The 23,395-nt window shown below is 74.3% G+C and carries 18 protein-coding genes; 6 read left to right on the forward strand and 12 right to left on the reverse strand.

All coding sequences use genetic code 11. The features are described 5' to 3' along the window. Nucleotides 1–262: 262 nt before the first annotated feature. The 4 genes from ACFZBX_RS15000 to ACFZBX_RS15015 all read right to left on the reverse strand — a co-directional run bounded on the left by ACFZBX_RS15000 (nucleotide 263) and on the right by ACFZBX_RS15015 (nucleotide 6,254). Nucleotides 263–2,911 carry a BTAD domain-containing putative transcriptional regulator gene (locus ACFZBX_RS15000; protein WP_391534178.1) on the reverse strand — a complete coding sequence of 883 codons (2,649 nt, stop codon included), beginning with the start codon at nucleotides 2,909–2,911 and terminating at the stop codon, nucleotides 263–265. Between the two features lie 528 nt (nucleotides 2,912–3,439). After that, nucleotides 3,440–5,023: a hypothetical protein gene (locus ACFZBX_RS15005; RefSeq protein ID WP_391534179.1), complete on the reverse strand. Its 1,584-nt coding sequence runs from the start codon at nucleotides 5,021–5,023 to the stop codon at nucleotides 3,440–3,442. Nucleotides 5,024–5,060: 37 nt separating this feature from the next. Beyond that, a complete protein-coding gene (locus ACFZBX_RS15010) occupies nucleotides 5,061–5,711 on the reverse strand; it encodes a Type 1 glutamine amidotransferase-like domain-containing protein (protein WP_391534180.1) in 651 nt (216 codons plus the stop codon). A 24-nt stretch (nucleotides 5,712–5,735) separates the two neighbouring features. Beyond that, nucleotides 5,736–6,254 carry a DinB family protein gene (locus ACFZBX_RS15015; protein ID WP_391534181.1) on the reverse strand — a complete coding sequence of 173 codons (519 nt, stop codon included), beginning with the start codon at nucleotides 6,252–6,254 and terminating at the stop codon, nucleotides 5,736–5,738. A 434-nt stretch (nucleotides 6,255–6,688) separates the two neighbouring features. Here ACFZBX_RS15015 and ACFZBX_RS15020 point away from each other — a divergent pair, with 434 nt between their 5' ends. Beyond that, nucleotides 6,689–7,501, forward strand: a complete 813-nt coding sequence (locus tag ACFZBX_RS15020; RefSeq protein WP_391534182.1) for a class I SAM-dependent methyltransferase — start codon at nucleotides 6,689–6,691, stop codon at nucleotides 7,499–7,501. A gap of 112 nt (nucleotides 7,502–7,613) precedes the next feature. Here the strand turns inward: ACFZBX_RS15020 and ACFZBX_RS15025 are convergent, their stop codons facing one another. Further along, nucleotides 7,614–9,608 (reverse strand): flavin monoamine oxidase family protein, encoded by a 1,995-nt coding sequence (locus ACFZBX_RS15025; protein ID WP_391534183.1) that lies wholly within the window; start codon nucleotides 9,606–9,608, stop codon nucleotides 7,614–7,616. 175 nt (nucleotides 9,609–9,783) lie between these two features. On the opposite strand from ACFZBX_RS15025, the gene ACFZBX_RS15030 reads away from it, so the two are divergent. Further along, the gene (locus ACFZBX_RS15030) at nucleotides 9,784–11,226 is read left to right on the forward strand and encodes a GH1 family beta-glucosidase (protein ID WP_391534184.1); all 1,443 of its coding nucleotides are present in this window, start codon (nucleotides 9,784–9,786) and stop codon (nucleotides 11,224–11,226) included. A 140-nt stretch (nucleotides 11,227–11,366) separates the two neighbouring features. Beyond that, nucleotides 11,367–12,785: a condensation domain-containing protein gene (locus tag ACFZBX_RS15035; protein WP_391534185.1), complete on the forward strand. Its 1,419-nt coding sequence runs from the start codon at nucleotides 11,367–11,369 to the stop codon at nucleotides 12,783–12,785. 63 nt (nucleotides 12,786–12,848) lie between these two features. On the opposite strand, the gene ACFZBX_RS15040 is transcribed toward ACFZBX_RS15035, so the two are convergent. From ACFZBX_RS15040 to ACFZBX_RS15065, 6 genes are all read right to left on the reverse strand, one after another. Then, nucleotides 12,849–14,411: a M1 family metallopeptidase gene (locus ACFZBX_RS15040; protein WP_391534186.1), complete on the reverse strand. Its 1,563-nt coding sequence runs from the start codon at nucleotides 14,409–14,411 to the stop codon at nucleotides 12,849–12,851. A 197-nt stretch (nucleotides 14,412–14,608) separates the two neighbouring features. Beyond that, nucleotides 14,609–15,481 carry a sulfurtransferase gene (locus tag ACFZBX_RS15045; protein ID WP_391534187.1) on the reverse strand — a complete coding sequence of 291 codons (873 nt, stop codon included), beginning with the start codon at nucleotides 15,479–15,481 and terminating at the stop codon, nucleotides 14,609–14,611. Nucleotides 15,482–15,565: 84 nt separating this feature from the next. Beyond that, nucleotides 15,566–16,642 (reverse strand): class I SAM-dependent methyltransferase, encoded by a 1,077-nt coding sequence (locus tag ACFZBX_RS15050; protein WP_391534188.1) that lies wholly within the window; start codon nucleotides 16,640–16,642, stop codon nucleotides 15,566–15,568. Nucleotides 16,643–16,735: 93 nt separating this feature from the next. Next, the gene (locus tag ACFZBX_RS15055; RefSeq protein ID WP_391534189.1) at nucleotides 16,736–18,421 is read right to left on the reverse strand and encodes a beta-N-acetylhexosaminidase; all 1,686 of its coding nucleotides are present in this window, start codon (nucleotides 18,419–18,421) and stop codon (nucleotides 16,736–16,738) included. A 153-nt stretch (nucleotides 18,422–18,574) separates the two neighbouring features. Beyond that, a complete protein-coding gene (locus tag ACFZBX_RS15060) occupies nucleotides 18,575–18,901 on the reverse strand; it encodes a hypothetical protein (protein ID WP_391534190.1) in 327 nt (108 codons plus the stop codon). 167 nt (nucleotides 18,902–19,068) lie between these two features. Continuing rightward, nucleotides 19,069–19,977, reverse strand: coding sequence for a polysaccharide deacetylase family protein (locus ACFZBX_RS15065; protein ID WP_391534191.1), 909 nt, complete (start codon nucleotides 19,975–19,977; stop codon nucleotides 19,069–19,071). A 174-nt stretch (nucleotides 19,978–20,151) separates the two neighbouring features. Between ACFZBX_RS15065 and ACFZBX_RS15070 the strand changes: the two genes are divergently transcribed. Continuing rightward, on the forward strand, nucleotides 20,152–21,006 hold the full coding sequence (locus tag ACFZBX_RS15070; RefSeq protein ID WP_391534192.1) for an SAM-dependent methyltransferase: 855 nt from the start codon (nucleotides 20,152–20,154) through the stop codon (nucleotides 21,004–21,006). A gap of 134 nt (nucleotides 21,007–21,140) precedes the next feature. Here ACFZBX_RS15070 and ACFZBX_RS15075 read toward each other — a convergent pair whose 3' ends face one another. Next, the gene (locus ACFZBX_RS15075; protein WP_391534193.1) at nucleotides 21,141–22,010 is read right to left on the reverse strand and encodes an Fpg/Nei family DNA glycosylase; all 870 of its coding nucleotides are present in this window, start codon (nucleotides 22,008–22,010) and stop codon (nucleotides 21,141–21,143) included. 113 nt (nucleotides 22,011–22,123) lie between these two features. On the opposite strand from ACFZBX_RS15075, the gene ACFZBX_RS15080 reads away from it, so the two are divergent. Both ACFZBX_RS15080 and ACFZBX_RS15085 read left to right on the forward strand, forming a co-directional pair. After that, the gene (locus ACFZBX_RS15080; RefSeq protein ID WP_391534194.1) at nucleotides 22,124–22,621 is read left to right on the forward strand and encodes an SRPBCC family protein; all 498 of its coding nucleotides are present in this window, start codon (nucleotides 22,124–22,126) and stop codon (nucleotides 22,619–22,621) included. Between the two features lie 87 nt (nucleotides 22,622–22,708). Further along, nucleotides 22,709–23,368 (forward strand): hypothetical protein, encoded by a 660-nt coding sequence (locus tag ACFZBX_RS15085; protein ID WP_391534195.1) that lies wholly within the window; start codon nucleotides 22,709–22,711, stop codon nucleotides 23,366–23,368. Nucleotides 23,369–23,395 lie beyond the last annotated feature (27 nt).

The raw sequence follows: 23,395 nt of genomic DNA on the forward strand, positions 1-23,395 counted from the left end.
ACCCCAGCCTTCTACGCGCATAGAATTGGCCCGGCGAACCGAGCATGGATTCAAAAGTCGAGCCCGCCGACTTCCCACTCCATCGCCGCACGCGGATGAACGGCCACCGGCAGCTCGCGGGCGGGGTTCAGAAGTGGGATCCGCCGACTGCCTGCCAGTCCGGGGCAGCCTCTTCGCCGGTCGCTCGATCGTTCGTCCGGGGCTGGGAGAACCCGGCCGGCTGGGCCGACCGCGCGCCTTTCACCTCCGCGGCCAGGCCCCCTCACTCATCCAGGGCGACGAGGCGGCGGGCCAGCGCCGGGTTGGGGTGGCCCTCGGCGGTGTGCAGGGCGAGGGCTCGGCGCCAGTGGTCGGCGGCTTCGTCGCGGCGGCCGAGTTCGGCGAGGAGGGCGCCGTTGAAGTCGAGGGCGAGCAGGGTGAGGCGGGTGTCGTGGTGCTTCTCGGCGAAGGCGAGGGCCTCGCACGACGCGCCGAGGGCCTCCTCGACCCGGCCGAGGACACGGAGGGCCTCGGCGCGGCTGAAGCGGAGGGTGCCGTGGAGCGGGTCGCCGGGGTGGTCGCGGAGGAGGTCGAGGGCGCGGTCGGTGTAGGCGAGACCGCGCTCCGCCTCCCCCACCCGGTGCAGGCAGTGGGCGAGGTGGTCCAGGGCGCGGGCGGTCGACGGGCCATCGCCGCCGGCCTCGCAGGACGCGACGACGCGCTCCAGTACGGCGATCGCCTCGTAGCCGCGGCCGGACGCGGCGAGGGTGCCTGCGAGCGCGGTGAGGCAGCGGTCGCGGACGGCGGTGTCCGCAGTCTCCGCGGCGTCCGCGACAGCCTGTCCGGCGACGGCCGCGGCCTCGGTGAAGCGCTTGCGGGAGACCAGGGCGAGGCCGAGGTCGGTCCGCAGCCGGAGCCGGGCGGCCCGGTCCCCGAGCCGTTCGGCCGCGGCCAGGCCTTCCCGGGCGAGTTCCTCCCACTCGTCCAGGTGGGCGCCGTCCTGGTAGTGCAGCGGCCCGCAGCCGTGGGCGAGCCGCCAGACCTCGGCGTCGAGGCCGTGCGCGGCACCGGCGCGGGCCAGGGCAGCCAGGGCGGGCCGCGCACGACGGAACCACGCCACGGCGTCCCCCTGGTCCGCCGTGTCGTAGGTGCTGTCGGGGCCCTCGGCGACGGAGGCGGCCTCGGCGCTGTCCGCCCAGCAGCCGAGCAACCGGCCCAACGCGGCGGCCCGTTCGACAGCCGGGAGCGCGGCGGCGAGTTCGGCCGCGTACCGGCGCACCGGGCCCGGCCGACCGTACCGCCCCGGACCGTCCGACTCGGCGAACCGGGCGGCGGCGAGCCCCGCGAGCAGGTCGCGCGCCCGGGAGGCCGGCACCTCGCCGAGCGCGGCGACGTCCCGCTCGTCGATGCCCGCGCCGGGGAGCAGCCCGGTCAGCGCGAGGACCCTCGCAGCCTCGCCGCGCAGCGTCCTCCGCCCGACCCGGAGTGCGGCCGCCACTCCGTCGGAACCCTTCCCCCGCTCCTCTGCCAGTTCCGCCACCACCGCCGCGACGCCCCCGCCGCCCGCCGCGATCCTGGCGCCCACCAGGCCGACGGCGAGCGGCAGTTGGTCGCAGAGCCCGACCAGCCGGGCGGCGGCCTCCGGTTCCCTCGCGATCCGCCCGGCCCCGGCCGTGGCGGCGAGCAGGCCGACCGCCTCGGCGGGGGCGAGGGCGCCGAGCGGCAGCGGGACGGCGCCCTGGCGGGCCACCAGCTCGGCGGTGAGCCGGGCTCGGCCGGTGACCAGGACCAGCACCCCGGGATGGCCGGGCAGCAGCGCCTCGACCTGCTCGGCGGAGCCGGCGTCGTCCAGCAGGAGCAGCATCCGACGCCCGGCGGTCAACGCCCGCAGCAGGGCGGCACGTTCGGCGTCGCCACCCGGAAGCTCGGCCGCGCCGAGGGCGCGCAGCAGCGCGGCCAGGGCGGCGGAGGGGGTGAGCGGGGCGGTGTCGTCTCCGTGGAGGCCGTCTCCGTGCAGGCCGTCTCCATGCAGGCCGTCTCCGTGGAGATCGACGGTGTGGCGGCCGTCGGGGAAGCGGTCGGCGCGGCGGTCCGCCCAGGCGTGGGCGAGGCGGGTCTTGCCGACGCCGGCGGGGCCGGTGAGCAGCAGAGGGCGGCCGTCGGCGGTGGCCACGGCCGCGTCCAGGCGGGCGAGTTCACCGGCACGGCCGATGAACGAGAACGATTCGCGGGCGAGTTCGCCCTCCGCACCCGATTCCCGCGACGGCCCGGGCCGTTCGAGGCACCGGGCGAGCAGCGCGGCGGTGGTCCTCCGGCGCGGTTCGGCGGCCAGCAGCGCCCTCAACTGGGCCACCACCTCCGGCATTCGGCCATCAGGGTCGTCACGCCGGGCGAGCGTCTCGACCGCCAGCCGCTCGACGGCCCGCCAGCGGGCGACGGTCAGCCGCGGCCCGGCCTCGGCGGCGAGCCGGGCGGAGCCGCACCTGTCGAGGGCGGGCCCGCGCCAGAGGGCGAGCGCGGTGTGCAGCAGACCGGCGGCATCGGTGGCCGCTTCGCCGTAGGCGGCGGCGCAGAGCCGCTCGAAGCGGTGCGCGTCGACGGCGTCCGGGTGGCCGAGCAGGGCGTAGCCGGAGCCCCGGCCGACCAGGTGGAGGCCGTCCGGGTCCTCGGGTATGGAACCGGCCGGGGACGCACCCTCGGCGGCGGCCGCGAGCAGCCGGCGCACGGCGGTGACGTGGCCCTGGAGCGCGGAGCGCGCGGCGGCGGGCGGGGAGGAACCCCAGAGCAGGCCGGTCAGCCGCTCGGCCGGGACGGTCCGGCCGAGGTCGAGGGCGAGGGCGGCGAGCAGCGCGCGCCGTTTCGGTCCGGGTTGCGGCACGGCCCTGCCGCGGTCGTCCTGGAGCTCGAACCGTCCGAGCAGATTGATGCGCACTGCCGCTCCCCACCGCGTTCCGATCAGTCGATCAGGGTGAGAGCATAGGGAATGTCTGGATTGGTCCACACCTTTCCTGGTGAGCGCCCGTTGTCCCGAACTGCGCCGCCCCTCACGCAACATGACGAACCGTCGGAAACGCCAGCCACTCGACTGGTGCCGCCCACGACGCGGCCACCGTCCCGGAGGCCCGGGCCGGCAGGTCTCCAACCCCAACCCCGTGGCACGGAGGAACCCGTGCCCGGCGAGGCGCCCAGAGCGAGGCGGCGGGCGGTGACCCGGCCCGGGCCGAGACCGAAAGCGGAATCACCACTCGTCCCACGCGCCCACCGACGCAGCCGCGACCTCCCCGGCCGTCGCCCGCGTCGGACTCCTGAACTCGGCCTTGAAACGGCTACCCGAAGACCGCCACCCGTCCGCCACCATCGTCGCCGCAACCTCGGCGGGCCCGCCGGGGCGCGGGCCGACCCGGCCGCCGACGAGGGCACCCACCGCCCCACCCCGCCTACCACCCGAAGCCACCCCAGGTCAGGACGTCTCCAACCCCAACCCCGTGGCACGGAAGAAGCCGCGCCCGGCGAGCTGCCGCGAGGCACCGAGGGCGAGGCGACGGGCGGTGACCCGGCCCGGGCCGAGACCGTAACCGGAGTCACCGCTGATCCCACGCGCCGCCAACTCGGCAGCGATCAACCCGGCGACCTCCCCGGCCGTCGCCCGCGTCGGACTCCTGAACTCGGCCTTGAAACGGCTACCCGAAGGCTGCCACCCGTCCGCCGCCATCGCCGCCGCGACCTCGGCGGGCTCGCCGGGGCGCGGGCCGACCCGCAGCAGTACGCCCTTCTCGGTGCTGTAGGCGACCGAGAGGCCGCCGCTGATCTGGGGCGCGGCGATGGCGAAGGTGACGTTCTCGCCCGGCCGCTGGACCGGCAGTTGCTCGATCCACGCCGCCAGCAGGCACTCCAGCCCCTCCCGCAGGTGCGGCAGCGTCAGCGCGAGCCGCCCGCCCGGCAGGACGTCCGCCGTGCCGCCGGGCGCCTGGTGAGGGAGGTGCAGCTGCCAGCTGTACCGCAGCAGCGGGAAGTCGCTGGGCCCGTCGGAGCCGGTCGGCCCGCCGTACTCGAAGGCGATGCGCTCGCCCTCCTCCAACTCCGCGGCCGGTTCGGTCTCCAGGCGGATCCGCCGCCCCTCGCAGAGCAGCCGCAGCACCCGGCCGTCCTCGCCGGCCTCGCGCCAGCGGACGTCCGGGCCGTCGGGGCCGCCGCCGAACAGGGTGGGCTCGCCGAGGACGGCGCAGACCGCCCGGAAGACCTCGCCGAACACCGCCCGCCGGTGCTCCAGCGTCAGTGGCAGATCGTCGAACCGGTGCAGGTCGAGGACGTCGTAGGTGTCCTCGGGGCCGGGGCGCACGAAGGACACCCGGGTGGCGAAGGACGGCGCGAACACCTGGTCCCCGGTCCGGATGTCGGCGTAGCCGTCCCCGAATTCGACCCGCAGTCCGGGGTGTTCGGCGGCGATCCGGCGGACCGTCCCGACCGGCAGGAACCCGCCGGGCGCGTCGTGCAGCGCGGGGACGAACGCGGCCACCACCGCGGGCAGGTCGGGGCGGGCGTGCCGGACCTCGACGACGTGCGGCTGGATCGCGATCCAGGCGCGGCGGTCGTTGGCCTGGAGCAGCATGGTGCGCCCGGCGGACTGCCAGCGCAGCCCGAAGCCGTCGGCGGCGGTCGGCACGGCGGTGGGCGAGCCGATCCCGCGCAGCGCCTCGGAGAGGGTGCGCAGCGCGGTGCGCCGCTCCTGCTCGGGGGTCGGCAGCCGGAAGTCGAGCAGCGGGACCCAGGCCCGCCGGTAGCGGTCGGACTTCGGCGCGGTGGCGCCGAAGAAGAGCTCCGCGCCGAGCGGCCAGTGGAGATCGGCCTGGAGGCCGACGACCAGCAGGTCCTGGAGGTCCCGGCGGATCCTCCAGCCGGGCCGGGCCTCGACCAGCCGCTCCACGTCCGCCCTGGTCCAGCAGCCGTCGAGGTCGTGCAGGGTGCGGACCAGCTCGACAATGGTGGGCAGGTCGGCGACCCAGGCGACGGCGCTCGCGGCGTTCTCGGCGTTCTCGGCGTTCATGCGGACGATCCTCGCAGCGGCCACTGACAACCACCGCTCAGTGCACCCGCACGTCCTGACCGTCGATCACCAGGACCTGCCCGTCGCGCAGCACGAGGTGCGGGGTGCCGTCGGCGCGGTAGCCGGCGGCGACCCGGCCGAGGGCCGCCGTGCCGGGGTGGTCGGGCGAGTCGACGTGCGGCACCACGGCGTGGTCGAGGACGCCGAGGCCCTCCCAGACCGCGGGCTCGCCGTAGGTCTCGGGGACCACGCGCGGGTCGTCGCAGTGGTCGAGGCCGCGCAGGCTCGGGGCGAGCAGGCAGGGGGCGGCGCTGTACCCGGCGTACACCAGCGCGTCGAGGCGCAGCAGGTCGAGCAGCGCCGCGTCCGCGCCGGACCGGGCGAGGGCGTAGCGCAGCATGAACACGTTGCCGCCCCGGAGCCGGACCGCCGGGAAGCGGGCGAGTGCCCGCCCGACCTCGGCGGCGGGGCGGTCGAAGTGCTCCCGCAGGTCGAACTCCACGGGCCGCAGCCCGATCCCGCCGAGCGCGTCGAACTCGCGCCGCACACCGGCGAGTCCGGCCGCCTCCGGTTCGGCGTCCATGGCGTTGGCGATCACCGCGATCCGGGCCGGGCCCGGTCCGCCGAGCAGCGCGAGCAGCCGGTCCGGGTGGTCGCCCAGACGGAAGGAGGAGAGATACAGGCGCATCGACGGAGGCCGGACGCTACGACGCTAGGCCCCGACCTCCCCGTCGATCGCCTCGCGCAGGAGGTCGGCGTGCCCGTTGTGCCGCGCGTACTCGTGGATCAGGTGGAGCATCACCATCCGCAGCGACACCTCCGCCTTCCAGCGCGGCTGGTACCCGGTGACCTCCAGCGACTCCGCCTCCCGCTCGATCCGCCGGGCGTGCGCCACCTCCGCCTCCCAGGCCTCGAACGCCTCGGCCCGGTCGGCGCCGGTCGCGTCGTACGCGGCCTGGTAGTCGCCCTCCGGCGACCAGAACAGCGGCACGTCCTCCCCGGCGATCACCCGCCGGAACCAGGTCCGCTCGACCTCCGCCATGTGGCGCACCAGGCCGAGGAGCGTCAGCGTCGACGGCGGACTGGACCGCAGCCGCAACTGTTCGTCCGTCAACCCGGCGCACTTCATCGCCAGCGTCCCGCGGTGGAAGTCCAGGAACGCCCGCAGCGTCTCCCGCTCACCACCGGTCAGCGGCGGGGCGACCCGCCCGTCCCCCGTGTCCATCCCCATGACGCTCCCCGTCTCCCCGCGTTACCCGCGTTACCCGCGTCCCTGTGCACATGTGCACCTGTGTCCCCGTGTCCGAACGACCGGGGCGCCCAGTCTCGCAGCCCGGCCGGCCGTCGCGCCGGTCATTTTCCCCGGCCCGCCGGTGTGCCTCGCGCGGGTGTCGCCGGTACGTTCCACATCGCGTACGGCGATAGGGTGCGGGAGCGACGGAGCTGAAGTCACCACCGTAAGCATGCTCATCATCCCGTATCACTCACAACCCGATTGGCCTGCGCGTTGTCGCGCGAAACCACTTCCTTCGGGTAGTTCCGTCCTAGGCATGTTTGGGTACGTACAGCGGCGCGCGCCCGCGGGAGACCCCGGAGCACCGGTCCTCCCGCCCGTCGCCGCCCCCATCGGCCGCCGCCACTACACACGAGGAGCCCGAGCGAGCCATGAGCCAGGACCGCATCCCCGGACCGGTACGCCAGACCTACGGCGCCGACGATCTGTCACGGGCCGCCAGCTTCGGCGGCGGATTCATCAACTTCGGTGACTGGAGCGGCATCCGCACCACCGCGCCCACCATCGAGGACCGGGTGCGCAGCCAGGAGGACCTCTACCGCCGGGTGCTGCGCGCCTTCCCCGGGCCGCGGGAGTCGCTGCGGCTGGGCGAGGTGGGCTGCGGGCGCGGACTCGGTGCGGCGCTCGCGCTCTGCGAGTTCCGCTTCGCGGCGGTGACGGGCGTCGACATCCACCCGGACCAGATCGAGCGCGCCCGCGCCGTCAACGCCAAGGCGCTGGCGACCTTCCCGGACCGGCTGGCCTACTCGCTGGGCCCGGCGGACGATCTGCCGTTCGCGGACGCCTCGTTGGACGGCCTGTACTCGGTCGAGGCAGCGCAGCACTTCCGCGAGCTGACCGGGTTCGCCCGCGAGTCGGCCCGGGTGCTGCGGCCGGGCGGGCGGCTGGTGGTCACCACCTTCTTCAGCGCCGCCGGGCCGGACGTCGCCGAGCGGCTGAGCATCCTGCTCGGCAGCTTCGCCAACGGCCTGGACGTCGCCCACCCGCTGGACGGGTTCACCGCCGACCTGGCGGCCGCCGGCTTCACCGACGTCGCCACCGAGTCGATCGGCGCGGACGTGTGGCCGGGGCTGGACCGCTACCTGGAGGGCACCGTCCCGCCCGGCCACTGGACCCGCAACTTCCTCCACACCTGGCGCGACGGCCTGCTGGACTACCACCTGGTGACCGCCACCCGCCGCTGACCGGGGCCGCCGGACCGCGGGACGGCCGGGATGCCGCCCCGCCCCCGGAGCGATCCCCGCACACCACGGGGATCGCCCCGCCGCCCAAGGCCCCGCCTCAAGCCCCGCCCGGTCAGCCCTGGTGGACCAACAGCGCCGTCCGCACGGCCGATTCGAGCGCGCCCTCGACCCAGGCCGGCTTGGTGGAGGTGTGGTCCCCCGCGAAGTGCAGCGGCCCCTCGGAGCCCGGGATGTCCGGGAACAGCTCGGTGTGCTGCCCGGGCAGCAGCACCGAGGCCTCGCCGTAGGCGTAGTGGTCGCGCATCCACGACTGCGTCTTGGCCTTGGTGGTGAAGAACACCTCGCAGCGCCGCCCGAAGATCGCCTGCACCCCGGCGAGCGCCCGCAGATAGCGCTCCTCGTCGGCGTACGAGTCCCACTTGAGCGCGTCGTCGGCCCAGCTGTAGGAGGCGAGCACCACGCCGCCGTCGCTGCCCTCCATCGGATGGGCGTGCTCGAAGTAGACGAACCGGTTGGCGTTGTCGCTCACCGAGCCGCCGCCGCGCACATGGGCGGCCTCCGGGTCGGCCCCCAGGGGGCGGAAGTCCGCGAAGCACTTCCTGAGTTCCTCCGGGACGTTCACCCCGAGCCGCCCCACCGACGCGTGCGCGCCGAGGTACCGGCCGTCGTCGACCCGGCCCGACCGGTACCGCTCGTAGAGCCCGGCCTCGATGCTGTCCAGCGAGGCCTTCCACTCCTCCTCGGTGAACTCCCACCAGCGGCGGGAGAACTCCAGCAGCACCTTGGTCGCGGCGTCGTAGTGCAGTTCGGTGATCGCGCGCCGCTTGCCGTAGGCGAGCGGCGGTTCGAAGGCCACGTGCCGCAGCCCGGCGAACGGGACGGTGACGATCGCCTCGTCGCCCTCGAAGACCTCGGTGATCCCGCCCCTGCCGCTCTGGCAGTCCTCGGAGACGGTGTGCACCCGGACCTTGGCGCCCTCCCGGTCGATGCGCACCGCCCGCCGGTCGAACCGCACCTTGCCCTTCACGGACGCGTAGAGGGCGTCGACCAGCCGGGCCGTGCCGCCCTTGATCTCCCAGAACTTGGTCCTCGGGTCGATCAGCGCGGCGGACAGGAAGCTGTGCACGAAGGAGAGGTGCAGCCGGGAGGTCACGTTCTGGATGGTGCCGATGAGGTCGATGGTCCTGGTGTCCAGCCCGGCCTCCTCGGTGAGGTAGCGGTACATCGACCAGTGCCCGTACCGCCGCAGGACGGTGGCCCAGCCCTCGACCAGGGCCGCGCCCTCCTTGCCGCGCACCAGCGCCAGCGCCGGTTCGAGCGCCTCGGTGTAGATGACGGCGGCGGGCCGGGCGAGGTTGGGGCCGGTGACGCCGAAGCTCCCGTTCACCTCCCTCGGGTCCGCCTCGTAGTCGGCCCGGCGCGCATGCAGGCCGTTGACGTGGATCCAGGTGCGGTTGGCCCGCTTCGAGGGGTTCTCCACCTCCACGTCCACCAGCAGGAACTCCTGGCGCGGCAGGTCGTACTTGTCGAGCAGCGCCATGACCAGCGGGTGGCTCTCGGGCAGCCGCATCGCGCCGCCCTCGGCGTACTGCTTGGGGTCGGCGAAGGGCTGCTGGCCGTTCTCGTGGCCGCCGCTGCGGAAGGTCTTGATCCGGCCGCCGACCCGGTTGCCGTTGGCCTCGATGACGACGACGTCGTGGCCGGCCCGGTTGAGCAGGTCAGCGGCGAGCAGCCCGGCCGGGCCGGCGCCGACGACCAGGACGCGCTTGGTCGCCCGGGCCCGCCCGGTCGGCAGGCCGTCGCGGACGATCTTCAGATAGCCGGGGACGAGTGGCCGGTCGTGCTCGTCGTAGACGGCGATCGCGCGGGCCACCGTGGTGAAGGCCTGCTCGTCGGTGCCCGGCGGAACGGCGGCCGGTGCGACAGCCGGTGCGACGGCCGGTACGGCGGCGGGGGCGAGCGCGGTCGCGGGCGCGGCGGAGGCGGCGGTGAGCCCGGCGGCGAGCACCGAGGCGCCGGTGATCGTGACGACGGACCGCCGCGAGGGCCCGGCGGGCAGCGGCCCCTCACCGGTGGTGGTGCTGGCCTTCGTGATGGGAACGCTCATGTCAGGAGTGGTCATGACGCACCACTCTTGGCGCACGCACGACGCGACGGAACCGGTATCACCCGGACGGGAACATCAACCACTCGATCGGATTTGGACGCCCCCGCCTCATTGACGCCCGACCGGCCTCCATCAGTCGGGACGACCCGCCCCTTCTTCCCCTCGGAGGACCACGATGACCCCGCCCGACCCCGATCCCGCCGCCACCGCGCTGCGCTTCCCGCCCGGCTTCCACTGGGGCGCCGCCACCTCCGCCTACCAGATCGAGGGCGCCGCCACCGAGGACGGCCGCACCCGGTCGATCTGGGACACCTTCTGCCGGACGCCCGGCAAGGTCCACCGCGGCGACACCGGCGACGTGGCGGTGGACCACTACCGCCGCTCCCGCGAGGACGTCCGGCTGATGGCCGAACTCGGCCTCACCGCCTACCGGTTCTCGATCGCCTGGCCGAGGGTCCGGCCCACCGGAAGCGGCCCCGCCTCCCAGCGCGGCCTGGACTTCTACCGCCGCCTCGCCGACGACCTGCTCGCCGCCGGCATCACCCCCGTCGCCACGCTCTACCACTGGGACCTCCCCCAGGAGCTGGAGGACGCCGGCGGCTGGCCCGAGCGCCGCACCGCCGAGCACTTCGCCGCCTACGCGGCCCTCGCGGGCGAGGCGCTCGGCGACCGCGTCACCGAGTGGACCACCCTCAACGAGCCCTGGTGCAGCGCCTTCCTCGGCTACGGCTCGGGCGTGCACGCCCCCGGGCGCACCGACCCGGTGGCCGCCCTGCGCGCCGCCCACCACCTCAACCTCGGCCACGGCCTGGCCGTCTCGGCGCTGCGCTCCGTCCTGCCCGCCGACGCCCGGGTGTCGGTGTCGCTCAACCTGCACGCGCTGCGCCCGCTCACCCCGTCGGCCGCCGACCGGGACGCCGTGCGCCGGATCGACGCGGTCGGCAACCGGGTCTTCCTCGGCCCGATGCTGGACGGCGGCTACCCCGAGGACCTGCTCGCGGACACCGCGCACCTCACCGACTGGTCCTTCGTCCGCCCCGGGGACCCGGCCGCGATCCGCCGGCGCCTGGACTGGCTGGGCGTCAACTACTACACCCCGACCGTGGTCTCCACCGCGCCCGAGGGCACCGACCCCGTCCGCGCGGACGGCCACGGCGCGAGCAGCGCCTCGCCCTGGCCGGGCGCCGACCGGGTCGGCTTCCACCAGGCCCCGGGCGGGCGCACCGCGATGGGCTGGGCCGTCGACCCGTCCGGGCTGTACGAGCTGCTCACCGCGCTGGCCCGCAGCCACCCGGAGCTGCCGCTGGTGGTCACCGAGAACGGCGCGGCCTACCCGGACGCGCCGGGCCCGGACGGCGCCGTCGACGACCCCGACCGCGCCGCCTTCGTGCACGCGCACCTCGTGGCCGTGCACCGGGCGATCGCCGACGGCGCCGATGTGCGCGGCTACTTCCTCTGGTCGCTGCTGGACAACTTCGAGTGGGCGTACGGCTACGCCAAGCGCTTCGGCCTGGTCCACGTCGACCTCCGCACCCTGGCCCGCACCCCGAAGTCCAGCGCCCGCTGGTACGCCGCGGTCGCCCGGACCGGCGTCCTCCACCGGCCGGGTCCCGCGTAGCCGGCGTCTCGCCGGTCGGCCGGGGGCTCGACGGTTGTCGGGGCGGTGCAGCAGACTCTGCGGAACGGCTCCCACCGCGCCCACCGGCACCACCCGCATCCCCCACCGAGTACGTACGAGCGCATCGGAGAACCCCCACGGTGACCACAAGCCGACATCTGGACCTCCCCTTCGCCGACGGCCGCTCCGGCAGCGGTCCCGCCACCTGGGGCCAGCGGGCCATCCTGGACGTCGTCAACCGCGCCGCCCCGGCCGACCGCCCCCGCTTCAACATCGCCACCGCGACCCCGCTCGACCCGGGAGTGCCGCTGACGGCGGTCCTGGAGGCCCTCGGGCACCTGCTCCACCTGCACGACTCGCTGCACACCCGGCTGCTGCCCGAACCGGACGGCTCCGGGCTGCGCCAGACCGTCGACCCGGACGGCCGGCTGACAGTGCACGTCCGCGACTGCGCTGCGGACACCGGGGCGGACGAACTCGCCGCCGTCGGCGGCGCGTTGCACGAGGAACTGGCCGGGCTGCCGTTCGACTGCGCCACCGAGTGGCCGATCCGGACCGGACTGGTGGTCGCCGACGGCCTGGTGCGGCACATCTCGCTGGTGCTGTCCCACACGGCGGTGGACGGCACCGGCATGGGCCTGCTGGTCCGCGACCTCTCCGAACTCTCCATGGGCACCGGCCCGGACGCGATCCGGGCCGCCCGCTCGCCCCGACAGCCGCTGGAGGAGGCCGCGTTCCAGACCTCGGAGCGCGGCCTGAAGCGCGACGCCAACGCCCGCGCGCACAACCTGCGCAAGCTGCGCGCGGCCCCGGCCCGGCTCTTCCCGCCGAACGAACCCGCTTCCGGCACCACCGCGCGGTTCCCGAACGCCGTGCTCACCTCGCCCGCGCTGCTGCGCGCGGTCGACACGGTGGCCGCCGCGCACCGCACCGGAACCTCCGCCGTCCTGGTCGCGGCCGCCGCCGCGATGACGGCCCGGCTGGCCGGCCGCTCCGACGCGGTGCTCCAGGTCGTGGTCAACAACCGCTTCCTGTCCGGCCTGACCGACGCCGTCAGCGTGGTCGCCGGCGACGCCCTGCTCCATCTCCAGGACGCCGACGGCGACTTCGGCGCGGCGGTTCGCCGTACCCACGCCGCGTCGATCGCCGCCTACCGGCACGCCTACTTCGACCGGCGTCTGCTCGACGCGGAGGTCGAGCGCCTGACCGCCGAGCGGGTGCCGCTCGCCGACCGCTCCTGCGTCTTCAACGACACCCGCGAACTCCTCCCGAGCGGCCTGGCCGGCCCGGACGGACCGGACGGACCGGACGCGCCGGACGGACCGGACGGACCGGACGCGCCCGCCGGGGGCGAGGACGGGCGGACCACCCTCGTCTGGCCCGTCGACTTCGACCCGCGCCCCGGGCTGACCTACGCCCTGGACGCCCTGCGCACCCCCTCCGCCCTGCAACTCGCGATGACCGCCGACCCGGCTCTTCTCCCCCGACCCGCGATGGAACGTTTCCTCTACGGCATGGAGGAGTTGGTGCTCACCGAGGAGAGCGCCCTGAAGGCCTGACCGCGCCGGGGCCCGGCCGTCCGCTCGCGTCCGGACGGCCGGGCCCCGGCACCGGGGAACCTCCTACTGGTGCTCGTGCTCGTGCACCGTGTTGGTCTCCTGGATCTTCTTCCAGGACTTCGGCTCCTGCCGCGCCCCCGGAGCGCCGCCCGGCGCGAGACCCGCCGAGCCCGCCGGCGCCGAGCCCGCCGAGGCCGAGGCCGGAGCGGCCGGAGCTCCCCCGATGCCCGAAGAGCCCGCCGCCGGCTTCCCCGGCGTGTACAGCCAGGTGTTGAAGAGCTCGCCCAGCGGCTTGCCGGAGACCCGCTCGGCGTACGCCTGGAACTGCTGGATGGTGGCGTTGCCGTACTTGCGCTCGGTCGGCCAGCCCTTGAGGATCGCGAAGAGCTTCTCGTCACCGACGGTGTTGCGCAGCGCCTGGATGGCGATCGCGCCCCGGTCGTAGACGGCGCCGGCAAACAGCCGGTTGGCCCCCGGGTCGCCCGGCCTGACCGTCCAGAACGGGTCGTCGGCCGGGTAGAGGTCGTAGATGAAGTCGGCCAGCTCCTGGCCGGTGCCCTCGTTCTCGTGCTCCGACCAGAGCCACTGCGCGTAGCGGGCGAAGCCCTCGTTGAGCCAGATCTCGCTCCAGCGCTGCACGGAGACGCTGTCGCCGTACCACTGGTGGGCCAACTCGTGGACCACGACGGAGGTGTTGGAGCCCCGGGCGAACTGGGCGGGGCTGTAGAAGATCTGGTTCTGGGTCTCCAGCGCGTGTCCGGTGGGCACATTGGGCACGTAGCCGCCGACCGAGTCGAACGGGTAGGGCCCGAAGACGCCGCTCAGCCAGTCGGTCAGCTCGCCCGTGCGCTCGACACTGGCCTGCGCCGCACCGGCGTTGACGCCGAGGTCGCGGCTGTAGGCGGTGATGACGGGCAGCCCGCCGGGGGTGGTGTCCTGGCGGATGTCGAACTTCCCGACCGCCAGCGTGGCCAGGTAGGTGGCCTGCGGCTTGGCCTGCCGGTAGTTGTAGCGCGTCCAGCCCGGGCGCTGACTGGTGGTCAAGGTGCCGTTGCTGATCGCCTGGGTGCCGTTGGGCACCAGCACCGAGACGTCGAAGGTGGCCTTGTCGGTGGGGTGGTCGTTGCTCGGGTACCACCAGGCGGAGCCCTCGGGCTCGTTGGCGGCCACGCCTCCGTCGGGGGTGCGGATCCAGGCGGAGTAGCCGCCGCGCTCGACCTCGCCGGGCTTGTCGGCGTAGCGGACGACGACGGTGACCGCGCTGCCCCTGGCGATCGTCCGGGCGGGGGTGATCTCCAGTTCCTGCTCGCCGGAGGCGGCGAACCGGGCGGGCCGGCCGTTGACCAGCACCTCCTTGACCTGGAGCACGAAGTCGAGGTTGAAGCGGGTGAGGTCCTGGGTGGCGGTGGCCAGGATGGTGGTGGTGCCCTCCAGCTCGTCGGTGGCGGGCTGGTACTTCAGCCGGATGTCGTAGTGCGAGACGTCGTATCCGCCGTTGCCGGCGTACGGGAAGTAGGGGTCGCCGATGCCTGCGGCGCCCGGTCCTGCCTGGGCGGCCGAGGCGGGGACGGACAGGATCAGGGCAAGCGCGCCGGCGGCGGCAGAGACGATCAGCCTCTTTCGCACGGTGGTCCTCCACAGGGTCACTGGGACAACGGGTCGGATCGATCCTTGTCCCAACGGCCCCTGACCTACGCCTGAACAATGAGATGTTCATCAGAAGATACAGGCCGACATCGCGCCGCCTCGGACCGGTGACGGCACGTCATGAACTCACGGCTGGTCCCTCATTCACCGTATGACCGCGGGTTCGCACCGCGCGGCTACGACCCCAGCGCCACCGGCGCCCGGACCAGCGAGCCGTACTCGGTCCACGAGCCGTCGTAGTTCTTCACGTGCGGGTACCCGAGCAGCTCGGTCAGCGCGAACCAGGTGTGCGCCGAGCGCTCCCCGATCCGGCAGTAGGCGATCACCTCGCGCTCCGGCTCCACGCCCTGCCCGCCGTACAGCGCCCGCAACTCCTCCGCCGAGCGGAAGGTGCCGTCCTCGTTGGACGCCCGCGACCAGGGGATGTTGACCGCTCCGGGGATGTGTCCGGGCACCTGCGCCTGCTCCTGCGGCAGGTGCGGCGGGGCCAGCGCCTCGCCCCGGTACTCGGCAGGCGAGCGGACGTCCACCAGCACCGCGTCGGAGCCCGGCTTGGCGAACACCTCCGCCTTGGCCAGCACCTCGTCGCGCAGCGCCCGCACCTCGGGGTGCTCGGGGCCGGTCAGCCGGTAGGGGCTGTGCTGGTAGTCCATGACCTCCTCGGTCAGCTCGCGCCCCTCCAGCTCCCACTTCTTGCGCCCGCCGTCCAGCAGCCTCACCGGGCCGTAGCCGCGCAGCCGCAGCAGCCAGTAGGCGCAGGCGGCGAACCAGTTGTCGTTGCCGCCGTACAGCACCACGGTGGTGTCGTCCTCGACCCCGGCGGCGCGCAGCAGGTGCTCGACGCCCGCGCGGTCCGCGTAGTCGCGGCCGACCGGGCTGTGCAGGTCGGTGGTCCAGTTCCAGCCGACCGCGCCGGGCAGGTGGCCCCGGGCGTAGGCCTCGGTGTCCTCGTCCACCTCGACGACCCGGAGCGTGCCGTCGTCCAGGTGGTGCGCCAGCCACTCCGTGCCGACCAGCGCCTCGGGGTGTGCGTAGCCGTTGCCGGTCATCGCCGCCCTCCCTTCACGCGGGTGCCCTTCGAACCTACGTCCGCACCCCCCGCCCCGGCCACCCGGTGCGCCGCGCGGGAGCCGTCACGCCGCCGTGGACAGCCGGGCCACGTAGTACTGGTTGAGCGGGTCGCCCTCGATCCGCTCGACCTCCACCGAGCCGAAGCCCGCCTCGGCCAGCATCCGGCGGGCGGTCTGCTCGCCCCAGACGGTGCCGAGCCCGGCGCCGCCCTCGCCGAGCGAGACCGTCATGCAGTAGAAGGTCGAGAAGGTGTACAGCGCCGGGGCCAGCGGGTGGCCGATGTTCTCCTCCAGCCGGCTGCTGGCCGCGATGTCGCCCATCAGGAAGACGCCGCCGGGCCGCAGCACCGCCGCCACGGCCCGCAGCGCGCGGTCCGGGCGGGCCAGGTCGTGGATCACGTCGAAGGCGGTGACCAGGTCGTAGGCGCCGGTGAGGTCGGCCGAGTCGGCGAGCTCGAAGCGGGTGTTGTCCAGGCCGTGCCCGGCGGCCTCCGCCTTGGCCGCGCCGATGCCCTGCTCGGAGATGTCCACGCCGGTGAAGCGGCTGGCCGGGAAGGCCTTGGCCAGCACGTTGACGGCGTGGCCCTGCCCGGTGCCGATGTCGACCGCGTCGATGCCCTCGCGCAGCCGTTCGGTGAGCCCCGGCACCAGCGGCACCACGGCGTCCACCAGCGCCAGGTCGTACAGCGCGGCGGTCTCCTCGCCCTGGAGCGCCTGGAACCGCGGGTAGGCGGAGTACGGCAGCCCGCCGCCCTTGCGGAACGCCTCGACGATCCGCTCCTCCACCTCGCCCATCAGGGACAGGTACGGCATCATCCCGGCCAGGTTGTCCGGCCCGGCGGCCCGGGTCAGTGACGCCGCGTGCTCGGGCGGCAGCCGGTAGCTGCGCCGCTGCGGCTCGTACTCGACGAATCCGCCGACCACCATGGCGCCCAGCCACTCGCGGACGTAGCGTTCGTCCAGCCCGGCGGCGCGGGCGACCTCCTCGCTGGTCGACGGCGCGAGCCCGGCCATGGTGTCGAAGAGGCCGGTCCGGTGGCCGACGCTGGTCATCAGTCCCAGGCAGGCGTCATTGAGCACCTGCAGCACGCGACCCGCGAACTCCTCCTGTTCCGCCGGGTCCGGTTCCCGTTCGGACATGGTTCCTCCTGCCCCGTCTCGGGACCTTCGCGAACCCTCCCCTCGTCACGCTACGCCGTCACCGGACGATCCCCCACCCCTTCTTCCGCGCTCCTACCGCGCGGGCCAGGGGACCTCCTCCCGCTTCTCGTAGCGGTAGCCGGCGGCCTCCCAGCGCGCGCCCTCCTCGGCCAGGCGGCTCTTGAACCGCTCCCAGGAGTGGCTCTCCTTGGACGACCAGCCCAGTTCGGCGAGCGCGGGCAGCCGGGGCAGCAGCATGAGGTCGAGCTCCTCCGGGGTGTCCAGGGTCTCCGTCCACAGCGGCGCCTCGACGCCGAGCACGGAACCGTCGGGCAGCGGCAGCAGGGTGTCCGGGTCCCAGGAGTAGGCGGTCCAGACGTCGATGGTGCCGGCCCAGACCAGACCGAGCGGGTACCCGCGCTCGTACTTCATGTCCAGGTAGGTGCGGCCGGAGGGGGACATGATCACCTTGGCGCCGCGGTCGGCGGCCTCGACCAGCTCCGCGTCCCGCCCGGACCGGCCGTCCCAGAACTGGAGCACCCCGACCCCGCCCGGCGCGGTCTGGTTCCAGCCGACCGGGGTCTTCCCGGCGGCGATCACCTGGGCGTTCACCCGCTTCACGAACTCCGCGTACTCGGCCGGGGAGATGTTCTTCACCTCGTCGCCGCCGATGTGCAGGTAGGGCCCCGGGGTGATCCTGGCCAGCTCGGTGATCACGTCCTGGGTGAAGGAGAAGACGGCGTCACCGGTCGGGCAGAGCGTGGAGAAGCCGACCTCGATCCCGGTGTACGGCCAGGGGCGGGCGCTCTTGGTGCAGTCCAGCTCGGGGTAGGAGGCGAGGATCGCGTTGCTGTGGCCGGGCAGGTCGATCTCGGGGACGACGGTCAGGTACCGCTGCTGCGCGTAGCGGACGATCTCCTGGTAGTCGGCGGCGGTGTAGAACCCGCCGGGGGTGCCGTCGACCTCGCTGACCGCGCCGACCGTGGTCAGCGAGGGCCGCGACGGGACCTCGATCCGCCAGCCCTGGTCGTCGCTCAGGTGCAGATGGAGGTGGTTGAGCTTGTAGAGGGCGAGGCGGTCGATGAACCCCTTGACCTCGTCGGGGGTGAAGAAGTGGCGGGTGACGTCGAGCATCGCGCCCCGGTAGCCGTAGCGCGGGCGGTCCTCGACGGTGACCGGCGCGACCGTCCACTCCGGGGCGCCGGTGACCGGGCGCGGGCTCTCGATCTGCGGGGGCAGCAGCTGACGCAGCGTCTGGGTGCCCCGGAAGAGGCCCTCGGGGGTGCGGGCGGTGATCCGCACGCCGGTGGCGTCGGCCGCGAGCCGGTAGCCCTCGGTGCCGGTCTCCTCGGGGAGCGCGGGGTCGAGCAGCAGGCTGATGCCCTCGGCGCCGGCCGCCGCGGAGGCTTCGGCCGTCACCGGGAGCGGCAGTCCGGTCGGGCGGCGCAGCACCTCGGCGAGCTGCTCGGCGACCCGCCGGACCTCCCCGGCCTGCCGTTCGACGGCCTCGTTCCCGGCGACGGTCCGCACCACGGTGCGCTCGCTCAGCCGGTAGCCGGGGCCGGAGCCCGCGGTGGCCGAGAGCGGCACCGGGACGATCCGGTCGGCGGTGCGCGGGCCCGCGGGAACGGCGGCGGCCCCGCCCGCCCCGCCCCGGTCGGTGTCCTCACCGCCGATCGCCTGCCGCACCCCGAAGCCGACGGCGGCGAGCAACAGGACGACGGCGAGGACCAGCACTCTGCGGGCCCGGGCGGAGCGCCCGGCTGTTCGAATCGGCACGGCCGCTCCCGGTGTCTCAGGCACTCCACCGGCCGCTGTTCACGGCCGGTTCACCGGAATGGTCTCAACCAATCGCCGTCTTGTCCCGCGGTTCGTACGAATTCGCTTCGCAGGACGGCGCCGACGCGTGGGCGCGCCGGCGTGCGGGAGTGGTCAGGAGAAGACCACCGAGCGGACCAGCAGCCGGTCCCCGGCGCGCCCGCCGGGCCGCAGCAGGTAGGAGGTCTCGCCCGCGCAGCCGGAGTCGAGGAAGACGGTGGCGGTCGAGCGGGTCCGGTTGGACGGCGCGAACGCGGGCTCCGCGTCGGTGGCCTCCGGCAGGTCGATGCAGGTCCGGCTCTCCGGGTCGATCAGCGCGCCCGTGAAATCGGCGCCGTACTTGTAGCGGAATTCTCCGCCGGCGGCATTGGCGGAGACCGGGACGGCGAGGACGAGCGCGATGGCACTGGTGGCGGCGAGCAGGGCGTTGCGCAGACGCATGACGGGTGGCCCTTTCAGGCGGTACACGGCGGTACCTGGGGAATTGGTGCGAGATCACCCTAGAGGCCCAAAAAGCGGGGAAACGGTTCTGCTCATCCATCCTTTCGGGTGGTTTAGACGCGTTTCCCGCGACTTATCCGTTCACCCGCCCGCAATCCCGGCTGGGCTCATCCCGGCGGGGCGGTGAAGTGGTAGCCGGAGTCGATCAGCACCGGCAGATAGGCCTTCAGCGCCGCCACCGTCTGCGAACGGTCCCCGCCGCCGTCGTGGTTGAGCACGATCGCCCCGGGGCGGACGTCCTTGAGGATCCGGTCGGTGATCACGCCCGTCCCGGGGCGGGCCCAGTCCCGGGGGTCGACCGACCAGGCCATCGGCCGCATGCCCAGTTCGGCGCTGACCCGCAGGGCCGTCGAGGACCAGTCGCCGCCCGGCGCCCGGAACCAGGTCGGCACCTTGCCGGTGGTCCGGTGCAACAGGTCGGAGGTGCGCTCCAGTTCGTCGCGGACCCTGCCCTCGGAGAGGCTCCGCAGATCGGGGTGGGTCCAGGTGTGGTTGGCGATGTGGTGGCCGCGGGCGGCGATCTCCCGGACCAGGCCGGCGTGTTCGACGGCGTTCTCGCCGATCAGGAAGAAGGTGGCCCGGATGCCGTACTGCTCCAGCAGTGCCAGGACGGTCGGGGTGTGCCGGGGGTCCGGGCCGTCGTCGATGGTGAGCGCCACCACCCGCCGCTCGGCGTTGAGCTCGTAGACCGGGCGGCCGTCGCCCACCGCCGGCGCCCGCGCGGGCGTCGGCGCGGCCGAGGCGGGGGCCGTGGGCGCGGCGGCCGTGGGGGTGGGCGCCGCCGAGGGCGTCACCGCGGCGGCGGGAGCGGCGGCGGTGGGAGCCGCCGACTGCGCGGCGGACGGGCTCGCGGTGGCGGAGGGGGAGTCCGGCACGGCGTCCGGCCCCGGGGGTCCCGCCGCCCGGGCGGCCCGCACCACCTCCTCCGCCCGGCCGCAGCCGGCCATCCCGAGCAGCGACATCCCCGCCGCGACCAGCAGTAGTCTTCGCGAAGTAATCTGACGATCAGACAGCATGGCGCATCTCTCCCCCGTTCACCGACCGGCCTCCCAGCGGCAACCCCGACGGGCTCGATCACCACCCCAACGGCCCATGTCATGACCGGTTCGCCCACCCCGTGAACGGATTCCCGTCAGGCCCGCTACTCTGACCTCTCCCAGTGTGATGATCTGTCTTCAGAGGACGTGGCCATGACGAGAAGTCAGGATTCCGCCGACCGCTCCGCCAACGACGACGCCGAGCTGAGCCAGTGGGAGAAGTACGGGGTGGACACCAGCACCCCGCACTCCGCCCGCGTCTACGACTACTGGCTGGGCGGAAAGACCAACTTCCCGCCGGACCGGGCGATGGGCCAGGCCATCGAGCAGGCCGTGCCCACCATGAAGGCGCAGGCCAAGGAGAACCGCGGCTTCCAGAAGCGCGCCGTGCGCCACCTCGCCGAGCGCTACGGCATCCGCCAGTTCCTCGACCTCGGCACCGGCATCCCCACCTCGCCGAACACCCATGAGATCGCCTCGGCGGTCAGCCCCGGCACCCGGGTCGTCTACGTGGACAACGACCCGATCGTGCTGGCCCACGCCCGCGCGCTGATGGTCTCCACCCCGGCCAGCCGCACCACCTACATCCACGCCGACCTGGGCAAGCCCGCCGAGCTGCTGGCCGACCCGGCCCTCACCTCGACGCTGGACCTCTCCCAGCCGGTCGGCCTGCTGATGATCGCCGTGCTGATGCTGATCGCCGACGAGGACGACCCGTGGGGCAAGGTCGCCGCGCTGCGCGACGCGCTGCCCTCCGGCAGCTACCTCGCGCTCACCCACCCCACCCAGGACTTCAACGAGGCCGCCGTCGCCCAGGTGACCGCCTCCGCCCGCGCCGCCGGGATGACCCTGGTGCCGCGCAGCAAGGAGGAGGTCACCCGGTTCTTCGACGGCTGGGAGCTGATCGAGCCCGGCGTCGCCCCGGTGATGGCCTGGCACCCGGAGGGCGAGCAGCCCGAGGACCCGTACGCGGCGTACTACTGGGGCGGCGTCGCCCGCAAGATCTAGGGTGTGTCTTGTGGATCTTGCGCGGACCCGGCAAAGATCCACAAGACACGCCCTGGCCCGTGGCCGCCACCGGCCCCGCCCACCGGGCGGGGCCGGCCCGCAGGACCGACCTCACCGCACAGACCGGGCGGGCCTCACTTCAGCAGCCGGGAGAGCCTCCGGTCCGCGAGCGGCCTGCCGCCGGTCTGGCAGGTCGGGCAGTACTGCAGCGAGGAGTCCGCGAAGGACACCTCCCGCACGGTGTCCCCGCACACCGGGCACGGCCGCCCGGTCCGCCCGTGCACCCGCATCCCCAGCTTCTTCTCCGCCTTCAGCTCCCCCGCCGCCAGCCCCCGTGAGCGCTCCACCGCCTCGCGCAGCGTCGTGCCGAGCGCCTCGAACAGCCGCGCCGTCTCCTCCTCGGACAGATCGGCCGCCAGCTTGTACGGGGACATCCGTGCCGCGTGCAGCACCTCGTCCGAGTAGGCGTTGCCGACGCCGGCGAGCACGCCCTGGTCCCGCAGCACGCCCTTGATCCGGCGCCGCTCGCCGCTCAGCAGCGCCCGGAAGCGCTCCAGGTCGAAGCCGGGGTCCAGCGGGTCCGGGCCGAGCCGGGCCACCCCCGGGACCTCCGCCGCCTCCCGCACCAGGTACACCGCGAGCCCCTTCCTGGTGCCCGCCTCGGTGAGGTCGAAGCCGTCCCCGTCCGGGCCCTCCAGCCGGACCCGCAGCGCCAGCGGATTGCGCCCGCCCGGCCGCGGCGGCAGCGCCGGCAGGCCCTCCTTCCAGCGCAGCCAGCCCGCCCTGGCCAGGTGGACCACCAGGTGCAGCCCGCCGGCCTCGATGTCGAGGAACTTGCCGTGCCGCACCACCGGCCCGACCGTCCGGCCCGCCAGCGCCGTCACCGGCGGGTCGTAGGTCTTGAGGGCGCTGATCGCGACCGGCCGGACCTCGGCGATCACCCGCCCGGTCAGCCGCTGCGACAGGTAGGCGGTCAGGGCCTCGACCTCGGGCAGCTCCGGCATGCGCCCAGTCTCCCGCAGCCGTCCGCTCCCCGCCCGCCGCCTTTGCCGTCCACCGGCCCGCGGCGCAGTCTGGAGGGGTGGACCGCGCGCCAGCCGAGGAGGTCCGGCCCCGCATGTGCACGCTTGAGGAACAGATCGACATCGAAGCACCCGTACTGGCCGCCTGGGAGCAGCTGCACCGGGTCCACGACTACCCGCGTTTCGTCGACGGCGTCCGCAGCGCCCAGCCGCACGGCCGCAACCTCGCCCACCTCGAAGTGGAGATCGCCGGCGCCGAACGGGACGTCGAGACCGAGATCACCGACCGGGGACGCGGCCGGGTGATGACCTGGCGCACCCTGGACGGCCCGCCGCTGAACGGCGCCTTCGCGCTGCGCCCGCTCGACCGCGGGCACACCCGGGTGCAGATCCGCGTCGAGTACGACCCGCAGGCGGTGCACGAGGTGTTCGGCGGGCCGGGCGGCTTCGCGCTGGCCGGGGCGATCGAGCGCACCGTGCGAACCGACCTGGCGCTGTTCCGGGAACTGGTCGAGGCCCGGGTGGCGGCCGCCGCCGTGCCGCCCGCCCCGGTCGTCCCGGCACCCGGGATCGTGGACGTAAACGGCATATAAGCGCAGTTCAGGGGCGGTGGTGAGGATCTTCACAGGAGTCCGCCGGGCCCGTCGTCCGGCCCTCCTCCTGTGGCACACTCGGGAGCCATGAGCACGGCCCCGCTCCCCAGGACGCTGCGCGCGGCGATCTTCGCCGCGCTGCTCGTGCTGCTCGCGGGGCTCGGCCAGGTGCTGGTCACCGGCCGTCCGCTGCCGCTCGGCACGCTGGCGCTGGCCGGCGCCGCCGTCTTCGCGGTGGCCTTCGCCCTGGCCGGGCGCGAACGCGGCTACCGGGCCGTCGCGGCGGTCTTCCTGCCGCTGGAGCTCGGCCTGAGCGCCCTGTTCGACCTCGCCCAGTCGACCTGCCCCTCGCTGCCGCCCGGCACCGGGCGCGGCCTGGAACCGCTGCTCTGCGGCGGCGGCTCGCTCGGCGGGTTCCTGCTCGGTCACGGCCTCTCCCGGCCGGCCGGGCTGGTGGTGCTGCTGCTCCTGCACGGCGCGCTGGCGCTGGCCGCCGCCGCCTGGCTGCGCGGCGCCGACGCCGCGCTGCGCTCGCTGGCCCGCTCGGTGCGGATGCTCGGCGACGTCGCCCAGCGCCTCCCCGCCGCGGCCCGCCGCCTCCTGCTGCTGCTCGTCGCCCCGCTGCCGGCCCGCCCGGTGGCCAGGGTGCCGTTCCCGCGCGCCAGCCGGGTCCGGGTGCCCGCCGAGTCGGTCCTGCTGCGCCCCGCCGTCCGGCGCGGCCCGCCGGCGCTCGCGCACGCCCGCTGAGGAAGCCCCGAGCGGGGTCCTCGGCCG

The sequence above is a fragment of the Kitasatospora sp. NPDC008115 genome (assembly GCF_042957205.1).
Taxonomy (GTDB): Bacteria; Actinomycetota; Actinomycetes; order Streptomycetales; family Streptomycetaceae; genus Kitasatospora.

Bases quoted from the DNA above. Each gene is read 5' to 3' on its own strand.
- ACFZBX_RS15005 (WP_391534179.1), bottom strand. From the start codon at position 5,023: ATGAACGCCGAGAACGCCGAGAACGCCGCGAGCGCCGTCGCCTGGGTC.
- ACFZBX_RS15060 (WP_391534190.1), bottom strand. From the start codon at position 18,901: ATGCGTCTGCGCAACGCCCTGCTCGCCGCCACCAGTGCCATCGCGCTC.
- ACFZBX_RS15050 (WP_391534188.1), bottom strand. From the start codon at position 16,642: ATGTCCGAACGGGAACCGGACCCGGCGGAACAGGAGGAGTTCGCGGGT.
- ACFZBX_RS15020 (WP_391534182.1), top strand. From the start codon at position 6,689: ATGAGCCAGGACCGCATCCCCGGACCGGTACGCCAGACCTACGGCGCC.
- ACFZBX_RS15080 (WP_391534194.1), top strand. From the start codon at position 22,124: ATGTGCACGCTTGAGGAACAGATCGACATCGAAGCACCCGTACTGGCC.
- ACFZBX_RS15065 (WP_391534191.1), bottom strand. From the start codon at position 19,977: ATGCTGTCTGATCGTCAGATTACTTCGCGAAGACTACTGCTGGTCGCG.
- ACFZBX_RS15075 (WP_391534193.1), bottom strand. From the start codon at position 22,010: ATGCCGGAGCTGCCCGAGGTCGAGGCCCTGACCGCCTACCTGTCGCAG.
- ACFZBX_RS15025 (WP_391534183.1), bottom strand. From the start codon at position 9,608: ATGAGCGTTCCCATCACGAAGGCCAGCACCACCACCGGTGAGGGGCCG.
- ACFZBX_RS15015 (WP_391534181.1), bottom strand. From the start codon at position 6,254: ATGGGGATGGACACGGGGGACGGGCGGGTCGCCCCGCCGCTGACCGGT.
- ACFZBX_RS15085 (WP_391534195.1), top strand. From the start codon at position 22,709: ATGAGCACGGCCCCGCTCCCCAGGACGCTGCGCGCGGCGATCTTCGCC.
- ACFZBX_RS15030 (WP_391534184.1), top strand. From the start codon at position 9,784: ATGACCCCGCCCGACCCCGATCCCGCCGCCACCGCGCTGCGCTTCCCG.
- ACFZBX_RS15070 (WP_391534192.1), top strand. From the start codon at position 20,152: ATGACGAGAAGTCAGGATTCCGCCGACCGCTCCGCCAACGACGACGCC.
- ACFZBX_RS15045 (WP_391534187.1), bottom strand. From the start codon at position 15,481: ATGACCGGCAACGGCTACGCACACCCCGAGGCGCTGGTCGGCACGGAG.
- ACFZBX_RS15010 (WP_391534180.1), bottom strand. From the start codon at position 5,711: ATGCGCCTGTATCTCTCCTCCTTCCGTCTGGGCGACCACCCGGACCGG.